At 36.8% G+C, this 15,604-nt stretch carries 21 protein-coding genes, 2 pseudogenes and 1 riboswitch; of the genes and pseudogenes, 1 reads left to right on the forward strand and 22 read right to left on the reverse strand.

Annotated features, from left to right (window positions below; genetic code table 11):
• Nucleotides 1–46: 46 nt before the first annotated feature.
• The 3 genes and pseudogenes from ACWYN3_RS14160 to ACWYN3_RS14170 all read right to left on the reverse strand — a co-directional run.
• Nucleotides 47–301, reverse strand: a complete 255-nt coding sequence (locus ACWYN3_RS14160; RefSeq protein WP_456221723.1) for a hypothetical protein — start codon at nt 299–301, stop codon at nt 47–49.
• 177 nt (nt 302–478) lie between these two features.
• Nucleotides 479–663: riboswitch (cobalamin riboswitch) on the reverse strand.
• A 64-nt stretch (nt 664–727) separates the two neighbouring features.
• Nucleotides 728–1,590 (reverse strand): annotated as a pseudogene (locus ACWYN3_RS14165) (aldo/keto reductase).
• 206 nt (nt 1,591–1,796) lie between these two features.
• Nucleotides 1,797–1,970: pseudogene (locus ACWYN3_RS14170) on the reverse strand (histone H1); the annotation flags it as partial.
• Between the two features lie 306 nt (nt 1,971–2,276).
• On the opposite strand from ACWYN3_RS14170, the gene ACWYN3_RS14175 reads away from it, so the two are divergent.
• A complete protein-coding gene (locus ACWYN3_RS14175) occupies nt 2,277–2,615 on the forward strand; it encodes a response regulator (RefSeq protein ID WP_456221724.1) in 339 nt (112 codons plus the stop codon).
• A 52-nt stretch (nt 2,616–2,667) separates the two neighbouring features.
• Here the strand turns inward: ACWYN3_RS14175 and ACWYN3_RS14180 are convergent, their stop codons facing one another.
• The 19 genes from ACWYN3_RS14180 to ACWYN3_RS14270 form a co-directional block, all read right to left on the reverse strand.
• Nucleotides 2,668–3,585, reverse strand: coding sequence for a tetratricopeptide repeat protein (locus tag ACWYN3_RS14180; RefSeq protein WP_456221725.1), 918 nt, complete (start codon nt 3,583–3,585; stop codon nt 2,668–2,670).
• 38 nt (nt 3,586–3,623) lie between these two features.
• Nucleotides 3,624–3,830 carry an exodeoxyribonuclease VII small subunit gene (xseB, locus tag ACWYN3_RS14185; RefSeq protein WP_456221726.1) on the reverse strand — a complete coding sequence of 69 codons (207 nt, stop codon included), beginning with the start codon at nt 3,828–3,830 and terminating at the stop codon, nt 3,624–3,626.
• On the reverse strand, nt 3,808–4,044 hold the full coding sequence (locus ACWYN3_RS14190; RefSeq protein ID WP_456223360.1) for a hypothetical protein: 237 nt from the start codon (nt 4,042–4,044) through the stop codon (nt 3,808–3,810). The genes xseB and ACWYN3_RS14190 overlap by 23 nt, the downstream gene beginning before the upstream one ends.
• A complete protein-coding gene (gene xseA / locus ACWYN3_RS14195; RefSeq protein WP_456221727.1) occupies nt 3,996–5,180 on the reverse strand; it encodes an exodeoxyribonuclease VII large subunit in 1,185 nt (394 codons plus the stop codon). The genes ACWYN3_RS14190 and xseA overlap by 49 nt, the downstream gene beginning before the upstream one ends.
• Before the next feature lie 73 nt (nt 5,181–5,253).
• Complete coding sequence (locus ACWYN3_RS14200) at nt 5,254–5,568, reverse strand: phosphatase PAP2 family protein (RefSeq protein WP_456221728.1); 315 nt, start codon at nt 5,566–5,568, stop codon at nt 5,254–5,256.
• Nucleotides 5,537–6,196 carry a phosphatase PAP2 family protein gene (locus tag ACWYN3_RS14205; RefSeq protein WP_456221729.1) on the reverse strand — a complete coding sequence of 220 codons (660 nt, stop codon included), beginning with the start codon at nt 6,194–6,196 and terminating at the stop codon, nt 5,537–5,539. Before ACWYN3_RS14205 ends, ACWYN3_RS14200 begins: the two co-directional genes overlap by 32 nt.
• Nucleotides 6,171–6,482, reverse strand: a complete 312-nt coding sequence (locus ACWYN3_RS14210) for a sterol desaturase family protein (RefSeq protein ID WP_456221730.1) — start codon at nt 6,480–6,482, stop codon at nt 6,171–6,173. Before ACWYN3_RS14210 ends, ACWYN3_RS14205 begins: the two co-directional genes overlap by 26 nt.
• A 440-nt stretch (nt 6,483–6,922) precedes the next feature.
• Entirely contained in the window at nt 6,923–7,615 is a 693-nt protein-coding gene (locus ACWYN3_RS14215) for a DUF4833 domain-containing protein (protein ID WP_456221731.1), read from the reverse strand.
• Nucleotides 7,615–8,250 (reverse strand): CDP-alcohol phosphatidyltransferase family protein, encoded by a 636-nt coding sequence (locus ACWYN3_RS14220; protein WP_456221732.1) that lies wholly within the window; start codon nt 8,248–8,250, stop codon nt 7,615–7,617. Before ACWYN3_RS14220 ends, ACWYN3_RS14215 begins: the two co-directional genes overlap by 1 nt.
• Nucleotides 8,251–8,270: 20 nt before the next feature.
• Complete coding sequence (locus ACWYN3_RS14225; RefSeq protein ID WP_456221733.1) at nt 8,271–9,491, reverse strand: DUF5686 family protein; 1,221 nt, start codon at nt 9,489–9,491, stop codon at nt 8,271–8,273.
• A 53-nt stretch (nt 9,492–9,544) separates the two neighbouring features.
• Nucleotides 9,545–10,834: a DUF5686 family protein gene (locus ACWYN3_RS14230; RefSeq protein ID WP_456221734.1), complete on the reverse strand. Its 1,290-nt coding sequence runs from the start codon at nt 10,832–10,834 to the stop codon at nt 9,545–9,547.
• Between the two features lie 5 nt (nt 10,835–10,839).
• The gene (locus tag ACWYN3_RS14235; RefSeq protein WP_456221735.1) at nt 10,840–11,214 is read right to left on the reverse strand and encodes a GtrA family protein; all 375 of its coding nucleotides are present in this window, start codon (nt 11,212–11,214) and stop codon (nt 10,840–10,842) included.
• A gap of 2 nt (nt 11,215–11,216) precedes the next feature.
• Entirely contained in the window at nt 11,217–11,582 is a 366-nt protein-coding gene (locus tag ACWYN3_RS14240) for a phosphatidylglycerophosphatase A family protein (protein WP_456221736.1), read from the reverse strand.
• A gap of 121 nt (nt 11,583–11,703) precedes the next feature.
• Complete coding sequence (locus ACWYN3_RS14245; RefSeq protein ID WP_456221737.1) at nt 11,704–12,015, reverse strand: hypothetical protein; 312 nt, start codon at nt 12,013–12,015, stop codon at nt 11,704–11,706.
• Between the two features lie 49 nt (nt 12,016–12,064).
• Nucleotides 12,065–12,697, reverse strand: a complete 633-nt coding sequence (locus ACWYN3_RS14250; RefSeq protein ID WP_456221738.1) for an NAD-dependent epimerase/dehydratase family protein — start codon at nt 12,695–12,697, stop codon at nt 12,065–12,067.
• Nucleotides 12,698–12,840: 143 nt separating this feature from the next.
• The gene (spt, locus tag ACWYN3_RS14255; RefSeq protein WP_183883735.1) at nt 12,841–14,046 is read right to left on the reverse strand and encodes a serine palmitoyltransferase; all 1,206 of its coding nucleotides are present in this window, start codon (nt 14,044–14,046) and stop codon (nt 12,841–12,843) included.
• Between the two features lie 279 nt (nt 14,047–14,325).
• Nucleotides 14,326–14,553, reverse strand: coding sequence for a hypothetical protein (locus ACWYN3_RS14260; protein WP_456221739.1), 228 nt, complete (start codon nt 14,551–14,553; stop codon nt 14,326–14,328).
• Between the two features lie 2 nt (nt 14,554–14,555).
• Complete coding sequence (locus ACWYN3_RS14265) at nt 14,556–14,939, reverse strand: TetR/AcrR family transcriptional regulator (RefSeq protein WP_456221740.1); 384 nt, start codon at nt 14,937–14,939, stop codon at nt 14,556–14,558.
• Between the two features lie 149 nt (nt 14,940–15,088).
• Nucleotides 15,089–15,436 carry a helix-turn-helix domain-containing protein gene (locus tag ACWYN3_RS14270; protein WP_456221741.1) on the reverse strand — a complete coding sequence of 116 codons (348 nt, stop codon included), beginning with the start codon at nt 15,434–15,436 and terminating at the stop codon, nt 15,089–15,091.
• Nucleotides 15,437–15,604 lie beyond the last annotated feature (168 nt).

Consider the following 15,604-nt stretch of genomic DNA (forward strand, 5'->3'; position numbering starts at 1 on the left):
AGCAAAATAGAGATCCAGCTCAGTATTAGCCTTGTTTAAAATAACTTCATGGTAGTTTTGGAATTGCGCCTACAGTCAGAGAAAGATCCAATACCTGGTCATAAAAAGAGAAATCATTTGATGGAATAAGATCTATTCCTGATTCCTTTTGTAGTGTCCAGTTATTTGCACGGATTTCTTTTCCTGTTTGTAACAGGTTTTCAATAGGTATTTTGCCTGACCAGTATAATTCACTGGATTTTTTGAGCTCTCTGCTGCTACCTATTCGCGGGTAGCCAAGATTGTTTGTTAGCATTTTCATTGCTTTTTAAATGATAAAAAAATCAGTTAAAAGCTCTTTTAAGCTAGATGTTCACAATGTTTTATAAGAGAAGAGAGATTAAATATGCACGCACGAACACCCATTAAACATTATTATCCATGTTTAATAAAGGCAAAAATGCATCATACCTGACCTAAAGCTTCTATTCGCGAAAGCATTGTCAATTCGGATAAGGCAGGTCTCCTGACTTGTAACATTTTTGCCACCCTTCCCATCCCTAAAGACAGTGGGTATTTATTGGCAAAAACTGTTTAGTTACTTACAGTTGCGCGACAGCTCGTGATTTGCACACGATTCCCTATTAATCTGCGTTAAGCAGAACCAATTCCGGTTGATGAAGAAAAAATAGTAAAGAACTTAATCAGCCCAAATATAATTGAAATTAGGTTGCATTGGTCATCTAAATCAGTTTTTATCTGAATTAGATAAAACATGTTCAATCAAGTTCAATTCATCTTCGCTAAAAGATAGATGGTCCAGGCATTTAATGGAATCAGCAAGTTGCTCTGGCCTGCTTGCTCCTACCAGTACAGATGTAATTCTCTGATCGCGTAGAATCCAGGATAAAGCCATTTGTGCCAGACTCTGTCCACGTTTCACCGCTAATGCATTTAATTCCTTTAACTGACCAAGACGTTCAGCAGTGATTTGGTTTTCCTGTAAAAATCCATGAGGTTTTGCAGCTCTGGAGTCTTCAGGAATACCGTGAAGATATTTATTAGTCAATAATCCTGTGCCAATGGCGAAAAGGGTATACATCCAACTCCCTGCTCACCCAGCAAATCAAGCAAGCCACCTTCTATCCATCTTTCGAACATAGAATATTTAGGTTGATGAATTAAACAAGGTGTACCTAGTTCTTTTAAAATCTGCAGAGCCTCAGCAGCTTCTGGAGCAGGATAATTTGAAATCCCGACATACAATGCTTTCCCCTGGCGAACCATCAGATCGAGTGTTGCCATAGTCTCTTCGAGCGGAGTTTCGGGATCAGGACGGTGATGATAAAAAATATCAACATAATCAAGTCCCATACGTTTTAAGCTCTGGTCAAGGCTGGATACTAAATATTTTTTAGAGCCCCAATCTCCATAAGGGCCGTCCCACATCGTATATCCCGCTTTCGAGGAAATGATCATTTCATCCCTGTAAGCAAGAAAATCCTGCTTTAAGATCGTTCCGAAATTCTCTTCTGCCGATCCCGGAGGCGGGCCATAATTATTTGCCAGATCAAAATGTGTGATTCCACTATCAAAAGCAAGTTTGATAATATTCCTGGAATTTTCCTGCTGGTCTACATATCCGAAATTATGCCATAAGCCTAAGGATATAGCTGGTAATTTTAGTCCGCTTTTACCGCAACGGCGGTATTGCATCTTCGTATAACGTTCAGGATTGGCTGTATATGGCATAAAAAAGAGGTAAAAAGAGGGTTTATAAGCCCTCTCTTCTGGTAAGGTTGTGCTTTTTTATTTAGCTGTGTTTTTTTTTTCTCAGTTACTTCAGTACGGATATCCTGAGCAAGAACTTTTAAATCCTGCATCGCTTTACGTACTCTTGTTCCTGCTGCACTGTTACCTGCAGTATAAAACTTCTCAGCATCAACTTCAACAGAAGCAAGCAATTCTTTTAGTTTTGAAAATTTTTCCATGTTTTAGTGTTTATACAGAGCCAAATATATAACTTTTGCGAAATAAACACATAGAACATCATTCTAATTGCGGTTATATCTTGTAAATAAAGCTATAATCATCCTTTTTACAGCTTATTTAACCCTGCCAAATCTCGGGTCAAGCTTATATTTTTCCCTTCTGTGATAAAAAATTAAATCACACAATAAAGCCGCCCCTCATAGAAAAATGACGCGGCTATTTCATATCGCTCAGATTTTGTATCTATTTTTGTATCAAGCATTAATAGCGCGCTCAACAAACCAAACAGACAGGAATCAGACCGTATGAATAAAAAGGTATTAGTATTGGAAAAGAACAGAGATATTCTTGAACTGATTAATATTTTACTAACCGATGAGGGATATATTGTTGAGTTATTATCCTCAGAAAATGAAGTATTTGACCATATCAGAAACTTTCAGCCTGATATCATTCTTCTGGATATTATCAGTCCTACTGAAGAAGGAACAGCTTTATGCAAGACTATTAAAGCTGCAGAAGACTCCAGCCATATTCCCGTTATAGTCTTATCTACTCACCCGAAGCTTGAAGTAGTGAAAGAGTATGTGCAGATGAAGTTGTCCCTAAACCTTTCGATATCTCTTTCCTTCTTGCTACTATAGAACAGCAACTCGTTAATGCCTGAGAACAATCCATTAACGAGCTAACAAGTCCTTAAAGCTTATGCTGTGTTTTCAGATATTTCAAATATTTCTGATCATCTTCAAAAAGGTCAGCGCCTTCCATTTGATAAGCAGCTAATAAGTGAATATTTGCATTTTCATGGTCACCAAGCTCAAAATAAGTCTCTCCTAACCTAAGCAATACAAACGGATTAATTTCTTCTTCACTACTATAGATATCATGTGCCAGAAGCAAATGTCCCAGAGCCTCCTTGTACTTACCAGCGCTGAAATAAGCATCACCACAAGAAGCTGAAACCCAACCTGCTGCTTCCCAGTCTTCCTTAGGCTCCGGCAATACATCCAGTGCTTTCTGAAACCATTCAGCTGCTTTCTCAAAATGCTCTGCATCCATTTCCAGGTTTCCCTGATCACAATACTCTTCTTCCATTAAATCCTGTTGCTCATCAGTCAGCTCTTCCTGCTGCGAACTATCCGCAGGAACGAAATTACTTTTGAACTCTTCAAATTCAACATCAGAAGTTACTGCCATATGCAGAAAATCGGCATTAAAATCATGGAAAATACTGTTTTTTCCTAAACCATGAGCGATTTTGAAATAAACTCTGGCTTTATCCAGGTCACCTAGCGTATAATAAATACTGCCGGTAGTAATGAAATGACCCGAACTTTTTACAGTTTCAGTTTTCATCTTTTCCTGAAGATATTCAGTTTCTTTTAAAAAATGAGGCAATGCCTTTTCAACCTGACCGGTCTGCTCATAAAAAGAAAAAATGCTGTCCAGCAATATGCCGCCAACACTGCAATTTTCTTTAGGATGAGGGATGGATTCATCAATCTCCAATAAAAGCTGTTCAGCTTCTTCTAAATTTTGTGACTCAGTCAGTGTATAAACCTGATCGATCTGATCAAAAAATACTTCTTCTTCTTCCGGACTATAAACTAACATGGCTGATTTTTTTTAAATTAAACGGTGTACGAAGGTAGTTATAAGGGTTGGTTTTCCATCTGCTTTATAATTTTGTTGACTTCGGTCTCCGTAGACCTTAATTTTGTCTGACAAAAAGCAATCAATTCAGATGCCCGCTTTACTTTTTCGGCAAGTACATCAACAGAAACTGCTTCAGTTTCTATTTCCTGAGCGATCTGGGTAAGCTCACTATAAGCTTCCTCATAATTCAAATTCTTTTCCATTGCGGGGGATTTTAGATAAAACTTTTGTATTAATTTCTGACGAAGCAAAACTTATGGTTAGCTCCGTACCAGGGATAATCGTATCAGCATTACTTACAATTGAGCCATTCACTTTAACAATCGCAAATCCCTTATTCAGAATATTTTGCGGACTCATCATCCTCACTACCAATTCAAAATGACCAATATATCTGGCATGATTTGCAAAATACATCCGGTTAAATGACTGAAATTAGCCAGCAAATTTTTCAGGTCTTTGCCCCTGTTAGAAATGATAATTTTAGGATTAGTCAGCACCATTCCCGAAAGATTCAGGATATCCCTGTGTTTTTCATGAAGCATATTTTTCGCCGAATTAATAATAACCTGGTTTAACCGGGTCATCTGCTCCTTATGCTGGTTCATCATTTGAAAAGTCCTGATGACCAGGTGCTGTTGAAGCGATAAAACAGATTCTTCGAAATTTCTATTATGTGCGATTAGCATTTCTGCAGCTTTAGTAGGAGTTTTTGTAGAAGTATGTGCCATCAAATCGGCAATCGTCTCATTTTTCTGATGTCCTATGCCCGTAATTACAGGTATAGGAAATTTAGCGATCGCGCGATTCAGCTCATAATTATCAAAAATCAGAAAATCAGTCTGTGCACCTCCACCCCTGATAATAACCAGTGCATCATATTCCTTGCCCGAGCCAAATACCTGGATCAGTTTCGTTAAAAACTGCCCGGCATTTCCTTCACCCTGTACCAGGGCAAAGTAGTCATCCACTTCAAAATGATAACCAAAAGTATTATTTTCCAGTGTATGCTTAAAATCGTGATAACCAGCAGAAGTATCAGAAGATATGACCGCTATCCGCTGCAATACCCGGTTTAAGGGTAATTCGTTATTTCGGGTACGATATTGTCCGTCCACCAGCCGGATAAAGGAAGGATTGTCCCTAACCAGTCTTTCCAGGGTTTCTTTACGCTGCTGCTCAAATCTGCCCAGCGTAAAACTCGTATCAATATCCAGCAGGTTTAACTGCAAACCAAATGATGGATTATACTGTACAGCAACCTGAATCAGTACATTAATATCATTTTTGAACTGCTGCCCGGTAGCCTTCTCAAAATTTGAAATATTTACAGAGGCATTTCCCCATGCCCTTCCGCCTATTTTAGCTAGAATTTTTGCAGAAGATTTATCCTTTTCAACCAGTTCAAAGTAATGAAAATTACTCTGGGGCTTATAAGTATAATTAGTGATATCAGCTATTACCCAGAATGTTCTGGACCCAAAGACACCATTGATAGTATCATGAATCTGACGGGTAAGTTCGGATAATTTAATAGAAGGTATCGCTGCCAAAATTTCTCTTATTTGATAGTTAAAATTAGACATTTTGAAGCAGAATTAATCTTCAAATCACGAATACAAAAAACTAGCTGACTACAGCATTCATTTTTTCAAGAAACACCTTTAACGCAGTATGTTTAACCAGCCAGTTGAAAAGATTAATTCCAACAATTGCACAAGTAATACCAGACAATACATCTAATACATAATGATGACTGGTATATATGGCAGTAAACCATATCCCAAGCATGACAATTCCAAAGAAAACATTCATTACACCTAATTTATTCTTCAATCCATAATACAATACAATTACCGGGTATGAAGAATGCAAAGAAGGCATTGCGGCAAAAACATTGGAACCATTACTATAAATTGACTTGAATATTGGTGCATGCATTAAAAAAGCGGTCAAACTTAACCAGTCCGGCAGTATTTCCAGCAGTATGAGCCTCAAACACAAATCCATGATACTGAACATACCAGGGCGGTGCAGCAGGATAAAGATAATAGATTACAAAACCGATCAGGTTCACCAGTACAAAAGTCAGTGAAAACTGAAGGAACTGTTTCCTGTTTGCAAAAAAGAGATAACCTGCAAATGCCAGGGGTACTGGAATCCACATCAGGTAAAATACACCTCCCATAACATCCAGAAATGAATTGCCATGTAATCTCCAGTATTCATTAGGTGTTAGTACAGTCCCATCAGAAGAAATTCCGAAAATATGCTTTTCAAGATTATATAATCCTTCAATGTGTACAGTATTGAAGGCATAATTAGGAAATGCCTTCATGTAATCGAAAATTATCCAGTAGACTATGAATATGGAAAACCCAAGAATAAACTTCCTGGTCACCAGAGATGCATAGTACAAAGAATTGAAAAGCACTACTAAAAAAACCTGCTGGGTCTTAAATCCGATTAAAAGATAAGAGAGAAGCAAATAAGCAAAAGACAATGAAGTCGTTACGATGATGTCCCTGAGAGAGAAAAATGGTCTATTCAGCCGTATCTGGTCTGTCATTTACGTTTTTTATAAAATCCGATCCTAAAACTTTATCCCATATAGCAGAGCTCACGCCATACCCTTTGGTAGAATCAGAATAATGATGTAACATATGATGCTGCTTTAATTTTTTCCAGAATGGATTTTTAAAGTTTGCATGATGCAAAGCATAGTGCACCATATCATAAACTAAATATCCTATCAGAAATCCTGTAAAGAAAGCAAAAATAGTACCAGCTGGCAGAATAAACAAAAATAAGAAGTATAGTGCCAGTGCCATTGGGATACTGGCTGATGGCGGCATTACTAATCTTTTAGCATCATTCGGATAATCATGGTGGACACCATGGAAGATAAAATGTATTCTTTTACCAATTTTTGAACTTGGGAAAAAAATGAAAAATATAACGGTGCATAATATATTCCGTTATCGTCCAGATGAACAGACCAGCAACCAGCCAACCCATAAAACCCAAGAAGCTCATTTGAATATCTACAAACGCTTTCCAAATTAAAAAGGCAATAACCGGTACAAAAACTATAAGCGGAACATAGAAATCTACTTTTGATAGTTTTTCTAATAGTCCACTTTTGAACATTCTAATGGATTCAGATGAGTTCGATATAAAATTCTTTTTCATGAGAGTTTATTTTTTTTAACTGTTATGAAGCTATCAGGTGCTACCTAATTTTGTTCATTTAGGTTTGTGTTCTGCTGCACATGATGGTTTCATGAGAGTATTCTTAAATTTTAATCCGTTCGGTAATTAATGCGTTGTTTGCAGTATTCACACCTTTAATTTCGACATACTTTACGTTAGGTAACCAGAACGATCCACCTTGTATCCGCAAAAATATGCGTTCTACTTGAATTTTCTTATTATTGACTGTCACATAAACATGATATTTTTTATCATCTTCAGATTTCGTCAGGTATAATGGTAATTTCTTATGAGAAACAAACCGTAGTTCAAACTGATCATTGGCCAATGCTTTCGATTCTATTCCGTAAGCAAATTTACGTTGAATATATCCCAGCTCTTTTTTTGATTCATCTTCCGTATAACGGATCCAGTAAACATGAACAGGATTATCTTTATCTACCTGTCCTTTTCCATTTACATTTAACTCACAAATAATTGTATTGGTATTTGGGTCACGCTGAACATAAAAAAGCTGATTTGCTATTCCTTTAGGAACAGGAAATTTTACCGGCGAAGGATTACTCACATCCTGTGTTTGTGCATATACAGTACTTACAGATCCAAAGCTGAATAAAGCAGTTAATAAGAATAAACCAGTTACAACAATTGTTAAAGGATTGTTTTTATCAACGATTAAAGCCTCTTCCTTTTTCTCCTCCAACTCCTGGGCATCCAATGCTTTTTTAGCATCTCTTAATCTGTTTATAGCTGTAATATTGGTCATAAAAGCCATCACAGTAATCGGAATCGTAAAAAAATAGAGATCGTTTCAAAAATATGAAAAGAGATACCCGGTATAAACACTTTGTAATCGCCACCTATATAATGCCCGGTAATCCCAGCCGCCATTGCACAAATACCAATAGTAACAACACGTTCCGGGCGCTGCATCAATCCACCCTTACTTTGAACACCCAGTCCTTCTGCTCTGGCACGTGTATAACTTACCATCATAGAACCGATTAAAGCAATAAACGCAAACAATGAACTTAAAAAATAATGATGAGAAACCAGGTAATAACAGATACCAAGGAACATAATCAGTTCACTGTAACGATCCAGTACAGAATCATAAAGCGCTCCAAATCTCGAGCTCATATTTCCAAGACGGGCTACCTGACCATCAAGCATATCAAATAATCCTGCAAAAAGAACGAGCGCACCACTCCAGCCCACAAATGAAAGGTCCCCTCTGTTACTCCGTTCTGCACCGAAAACAAAAATAACAGCTACCCCAACATTTAGTAAAAGGCCAATAGTCGTCACAGCGTTGGGTGTTAACCCCATTCGGATCAACCCTTTTACAAAAGGGTTAATGATCTTATAAATCGTTTGCTGTAAACGATCACGAAATGATAATGCTTGCATAAATACCTCTTTATTCTTTTTTAAAAATCAAATTTAACTCTTGCTCTTATTCCCCACTGTGAAACTCCTGGATTATCCAGATAATTGAAACGCTTAACCAAATCTACGCGCAATAGTTTAAAAATATTACCAATTCCTACACTACCTTCCATATATGGCTGGCTCCCTAATACAAAAGTAGTTTGCGTACCTTCTGCATTTTTTGGAAACTGCAATAATGAAGGGTCATTATTCGGATTATTCTGATCTCTTAAGCCACCCCATAAAGCTTTGAAAGATACGGATTCTCTAAGCTTCAGCTTCTTGATCAATGGTATCTTATTAAAAAAGAATCCATTAAAGTTCTGATCAATATTAATACTTGCATAATGATCACTCACAAACTCCAGGAAGTTCATTAAGTTATAAGAATTCAGCTGATAAGCATAAGTTTGATTGGCTCTGTGAATGTCAAGCAATGGGAAAGGCACTTTACCAAAAATATATCCACCTTCTGCAGTAACGTCAGTATAGCCCAATTGAGAAAGATAAAAACGTTTGTCAATACTTCCCATCAGGTTCTGATAATTATACTGCCCGCCAAATACACCTTTTAAACCAGCTGTATACCTTAAGTTAAAGATCGGGTACTTATCAAAAATCGGTACTCTGTATATTTTACCCTGGTAAAATTTTTCATGAGGTGCATAACGCAGATTCACGCTTATTTCAGAAGTATTGATCAGATCAACCGGAGTTACAGTATTATTCACTGTATTATTAAAAGCCAGCGTACCACCCGGACGCTGTGTCCACTTACGGAATGATACAGCATAAGAGAAGTGATTTTCAAACTCTTTTACATAATCAATTTTATAAAAATCATTATATAAAAGCATATCATTTACACCACGTTTGAAAGATAGCAAGAAGTTATCTTCCTGAACAAACTGAAGCTCTTGTCCCGGAATCTTAGTATCTCTCTGGAAACTTCCCCTGATATAGTTCTGAGGGAAAGCATAAATAGATTTATTATTCAACGAATAAGTTCCGCTTAAGAAATATTTCCATTTTTCGTCCTTAAATCCATAAGCCGCATAAGTTTCAAAATAATACCTTTTGCTCAGGGCTGGTGTAGTACGTCCACCCAGACGCAGACGGAACCCCTCTACATTATTGAAACTATAAAAGGTATTTACTGGTCCTGCTTCAAACGGCCCGAAATCTTTATATCCTGCAAACAACAGGGTAACCAGATCCATTGTTCTTTTAAAAGAAGGGATCGTTTGTAAAGTATCAATGTTTTTATAGATTCTCAGTTTTGAACGTACCGTTGTATATCCTGTCTCTGCTCATTCCAGAACTGATCTGTGCGTAAAGCAGCTTGTGGAGCCATCACTAAGGCCGGCCCGGCATAGGTTGTATCCGCCTGTGGCTTATTAATTTGATAATCATTAATGACCACTGTACGCTGACCAGTGAAACCACCACCCTTTTTCTTATTGATACCAAAATCAACGATCAGGTTTGTTTTTGACAAATGATACCTGCCATCCTCATTTTTCGCAAAATCAAGTTTAGCCTCCAGCGCTCTGACAAAATTCAGATTTATGTTTTTATTTACCGTCAAAAATGCATCCTGAACAGCAAAATTACCATCCATAGTAATGTACATCTTACCTTCAAATAAAAGGTCCGTATTATTTCTGGGAATAAAAGAAAGTTCAATCAGATTTGGCGTATGTGTTTTGATCGTATCCGTAATAAAGAACTTATAGAATGTAGGTGATGCATCCGCAATAGGACTCAAAAACTGATTACTCATTACAGAAATATTGCTGTCGTAAATATTGATATCCGCATACATTCTTTCAAAGTACATGGTCAATCCCTGCGTATCTATAAATTTACTGTCGTAATTAACATGTTTATCACCAACCACAATAGTCTTCTTTTTACCAGGATTTTTTTGCAGATAGTTTTGGGTAACCTTTTCCTCCATATATACAGGTAATAACAACTTACCACCTATTTTTGTAGAATCCTGTTCCTCAAAAAGAAACTGGTAATTTCTGAATATGCGTTTGTTCTTGAATTTGTCTGACAGGTTACTCAAGGAAAAAACCAATTGTTCATATTGCTTATATTCAACATGATCATAGTTTTTACTCTGATTTTTATTTTTATTCTCAATAACCCTTCTGATCAGTTCGACTGCAGGATTGTTCTTATTTCTATACGCAGGCCTTTTGTTAGAACTAATGACTACCTCTGTTAAGCTCTGAGACTCAGACTGCAAACGTATATTAATCACCTGTGTTTCTCCTGGCTTAACAGTTGCAAAGTTACTTTTATAACCTACATAACTAAACTGCAGCTGGTTATGTACTTCACTAGTAGAAATACTATATTTACCATCTGCGTCAGTCTTGGTGATAATATTTGTTCCTTTAAAAAGAACAGTTACATAGGGTATAGGATCTTTGTCCGTAGCATCTGTAACCACACCACTGATCACAGTGTGTTGTTGGGCTGAAGCCTTAACTGCAAAAAAAGGCAGTGCTAAAGCACAGATGAGTATGAATGTTTGAATGCGAGTTTTCATAAAAATTATATAAATACAAACTTCTTTTGCATCAGAAAGTTATAACCAGTTCCAACTGTACAAGAGACTAAGATTTTTGATAAAATGTAATTAACATGTAGGTAATGCGTGACCAGGTAGACACCCGCCGTTGTTAACAGCAAATTTCCTACCCAAACTATAATATATTTAAAGATTTGAAAATTGATATTTTTTTCCTTTGCACCGAACACCCAATTGCGTCCCATCATCATAAAATTGACCATTCCACCCGCCGTTGTACCTATCACACTTCCAAGGACATACCACACATGAAACACCTGCGTACAGACTAATGTGGTAAGAAAGTCAATAATTGAGGCCGACAATGAAGCAACCTGAGCTTTTACAAAAGTCGCCATATTTAATGTATAATAAATCTTACAATAACCTGCAACAGGATGTTCGCATATATACCCGCAAGGATATCATCAAACATCACTCCCCAACCCCCTGGCAAATTCTCCAGGCGTCTGATAAAAAGTGGTTTTACAATGTCAAAAAAGCGAAAAAGGATTAATCCTATCAGAATATTTACCGGTGTGACCGGAATCCATAAAAGTGTGATACACATCCCCACCACTTCATCAATGACTACCCTGTTATGATCTTTGCCCCATATCTCCTCAACGATATTACCGGACCAGATTCCCAGCGCAGTCAGCAAAGCCGTAACTATTAAAGCAGGAATAAAATTAAATCCATCCGGATGCACAAGATACCAAACCAAACCAGGCAGGTCGCGACAGCAGCGGCAGTTCCTGCCCCTTTGCCGATATACCCGATACCCAGGCTCGTTGATGTGATTTTATGAAATAACATTTTCCTTTATAATTACTGCGTTCTGCTATTTATAGCCATTTATTATTCTTGTACCAGTTGACCGTTTCCAACAATCCATTTTCCAGATTATAGGCAGGTTTAAAGCCAAGGTCTGCTTTTAGTTTTTCAATACTGCATGCCCAGTTAATAGCCGTCAGTTCATTCATTTTTTCTTTATTCAGCGTAGGTGCTGCTGTAGAGTTTTTATAAATCCTCTCCATCAATGCCGCCAATGCTGCAACTGCCGAAACCGGCAAATGGAATTTCCATGTCCGTTTATGCAGTGCTTTTTTCACTCCTTCCGCCAATGCGTATCTGTCATAGATACTACCATCAGACACATTATATTGCTTGTTTGTTACATTAGAAAACAGGGCATCTACGATAATCTTAGCCAGAGACTTTCACGTAAATGAAACTGATCTGCTGTTTGAAGCTACCAATATGAGGCTCCAGTCCTTTATTTATTGTTTGCAGCAGAATAAAAATATCTTTCTCTCTGGGTCCGTAAACCGCAGTAGGACGTATGACAATAAGTGGTAAGTCCTTGATTTCTGCTAAATATTGTTCTGCCAATAACTTACTTGCCCCATAATTGGTTACAGGCTGAGCTGGAGAATTATCCTCAATCAGACCTGATAAGTCCTTTAAGGGACCCAGGGCTGCAAGACTACTCACAAAGATGAATTTCTCCAGGCTGATATTTGCTTGTACAGCTGCTAATGCAAGATTCTTAGTGTAGGTTGCATTAACCGTATTGTATTCTTCCTGAGTTTTAGCTTTGGTAATACCAGAAGCATGTATAATGTAATTATATTGCTTTTCTTCCAGCTCCTTTTTCAGTAAATCAATATTGCTGAAATCAGGATTAGTATATTGTATATCAAATTCCTCCAGATGTTTGATATTGCTGCTGCTTGGTCTCACTGCCGCAAAAACCTCTAAATCAGAGGATATTGCAGCCGCAATCAAATGGTATCCAACGAAACCACTTGCCCCGGTTATCAATACACGCTTCTTCATATCGTTTCTTCAAATAACTGCAGGGTTAAACGCTCATAGAAAAGGTGCTTAACTGAGCTAAGCATATGTTCCTGAGTTATAAATAAATCAGGAACATAATTAAAATCCTTTTTGCCATGGGCGGCAACAATGTGTTTCATATACTAGATACTAACCTTAACCGGGGTTAGCTGAACTTCTTTAAAAGCAGCATAAAGTTTATCCACCGCTTCCTCAATCTGAGCAAATGTGTGTGTAGCCATCAAAGAGAATCTGATTAAAGAAGAATCTGATGGTACAGCCGGTGAAACAACAGGATTAACAAATATTCCGTTCCTGTGCAAGATATTGGTGATCAGGAATGTTTTATCGTTATCTCTGATATAAACAGGTATGATTGGACTATCTGTATGTCCTATATCAAATCCTGCATCTAAAAGTAGTTTTTTTGCATAGTTCGTGTTATCCCAAAGTTTATCAATACGTTCTGGCTCTGACTCTATAATATCCAATGCAGCAATTACACTCGCTACAGCTGAAGGAGGCATGCTTGCACTAAACATCAATGAGCGTGCTCTGTGTTTAATGTATTCTATAGTTTCTTCTGTTCCTGCAATAAATCCACCTAACGAAGCAAGTGACTTACTGAAAGTACCCATGATCAGATCTACATCGTTTGTCAGATTAAAGTGAGAAGCCACTCCTGAACCATTAAACCCGATAACACCCAAACTGTGTGCATCATCCATCATGATATTCGCTCCGAATTCATCTGCAAGCTGTACAATCTCAGGAAGTTTAACAATGTCACCTTCCATACTAAAAATACCATCTGCAACGATCAGCTTTGCTGAATCTTCTGGTAACCTGCTTAATTTCTTACGCAGATCTTCCATATCGTTGTGTGCATATTTTATCGTACGTGAAAATGAAAGACGGCTACCATCAATGATAGACGCGTGATCATATTCATCAAGAATCAAATAATCGTTTCTTTCCAGCAGGCAGGAAATAACCCCCAGGTTAACCTGGAAACCTGTACTGAATAATACCGCAGCTTCTTTACCTACATATGCTGCAAGTCTTCTTTCCAGTTCCAGATGGATATCCAGTGTTCCGTTCAAAAATCTTGATCCGGCACAACCTGTTCCGTATTTATCAACAGCAAGTTTTGCAGCTTCTTTAATCTTCGGATGATTAGTTAACCCCAAATAAGAATTTGACCCAAACATCAAAACTTTTTTCCCTTCAATGATGACCTCAGTGTCTTGTGCCGACTCTATCGATCTGAAATAAGGGTATAATCCTTTTTCCTTAATTGCATTCGCATCTTTAAATGCTGCAATCCTATCGCCCAATTTTTTACGCATGCCTGAATTGTATAATGTTTACTTCAGATAGTCATCATCATAATTTATTTTATTCATAAACAGCTTAATACTGAAAATACCGCAATGAAACATGATCTAATATATTAAAAATATGTTAATTTTAAGATAGACAAAAGTAAATTATTCTTAGACCATAACCGTATTTTAGTCTATAATATTATTGTCAAATAAATAATTCAACCTTTTATATCTTATTTTATTGTTAAGATCTTCCTTATATTTCCCATTAAAAAAACGAAATACAGCTCAGATTAATTGTTAGTCTGTTTTCTTTTTTGCAGCGTCTTTACCTATCCCAGTGATCAGCATATCAATCATTTCATCAAAATATTCATGCGTCCGCTGTTCTGAAAGCTCGATAGATAAAGGGAAATGAAGCCCGCGAAAAACTGTTACCATTACAAACGATATTTTGTTCATCCGCTCCCCTGTCATTTCTTTAAATTCACCCGACTGGATCCCACCAAGGAGGATTTCAGTAATCATGTCTATCTGAATCTGCTCATATCTGGATTTAATATACAAATCAGCATTCTCATGCTATCAACTATATCATCAAATAACACCTCCCTAAAGCTATGAAAACCTATTATGGAGGTAATTTGTGCTTGCAAATAAGCTTTTAACTTATCTTTAGCGGTTAATGAAATATTTACAGCTTCACGTATACGTTTCACTACATTTTTCATCTCATCTTCAACAACCGCTTCGAAAATCTCAATTTTGCTTGGAAAATAGTAATAAAGCGTACTCTTTCCTTTACCAGCGGCGGTTGCTATCTCTTCCATGGTTGTTTTTTTTAAACCATGTTTACCGAATAGCTTCTTTGCCCCTGATAATATCTCCCCGATTACAATCTCATCCTTTTCCATTCAAAACCAAAATAAATAATTAGACCGAAATTCAATTATGGTCCAAAAGTATTGTAAATATTTCATTCCGCAATTCTTCCATATCAAATCAGACATTGAAATGATACTTATATTAAATTAAAAACAAAAAAGCTAATTAAATAATCGCGTTATTTTGATTGTCCAGGCTTACTTCTCAGATCTTCTTTATCATAAAGATCAATTAATTTACCTTGTAATCGGATCACGCTTGACTCCAGTTCAAGCACTTTTTGCTTCAATCGTTCATTTTCCTCTCCTATCTCACTTTTATCATCCTCTCCCGTATTTAACAATTGTCTGATATCTAAACCATGTACATCTGCGATCTGGTGAATTCTGCTAAAGTTTGGATCAGTAATTCCTGTTTCCAGTTTCGAATATGCAGGAATAGATACTTTTAATAATTCAGCCATAGTTTTTTGGTTAAGGCCTTTCTTTTGACGGAGAATTTTGAATTTCTGTCCCAGTGTTTTCATTATAATTTTTTTTTAATTAGTGAGTTTGTTTAGCATTAAAATTAGAAATTATTTAACATAAATTTTACATCAGTGAATGATATTTTAAGCTAAACCATTATAGCGATTTACAAATAATGATAAAAAAAATACATCTGACAGAAAAAAAGTGCCATTTTTTTGCGGATT

It is taken from the genome of Pedobacter sp. NJ-S-72 (genome assembly GCF_053890575.1).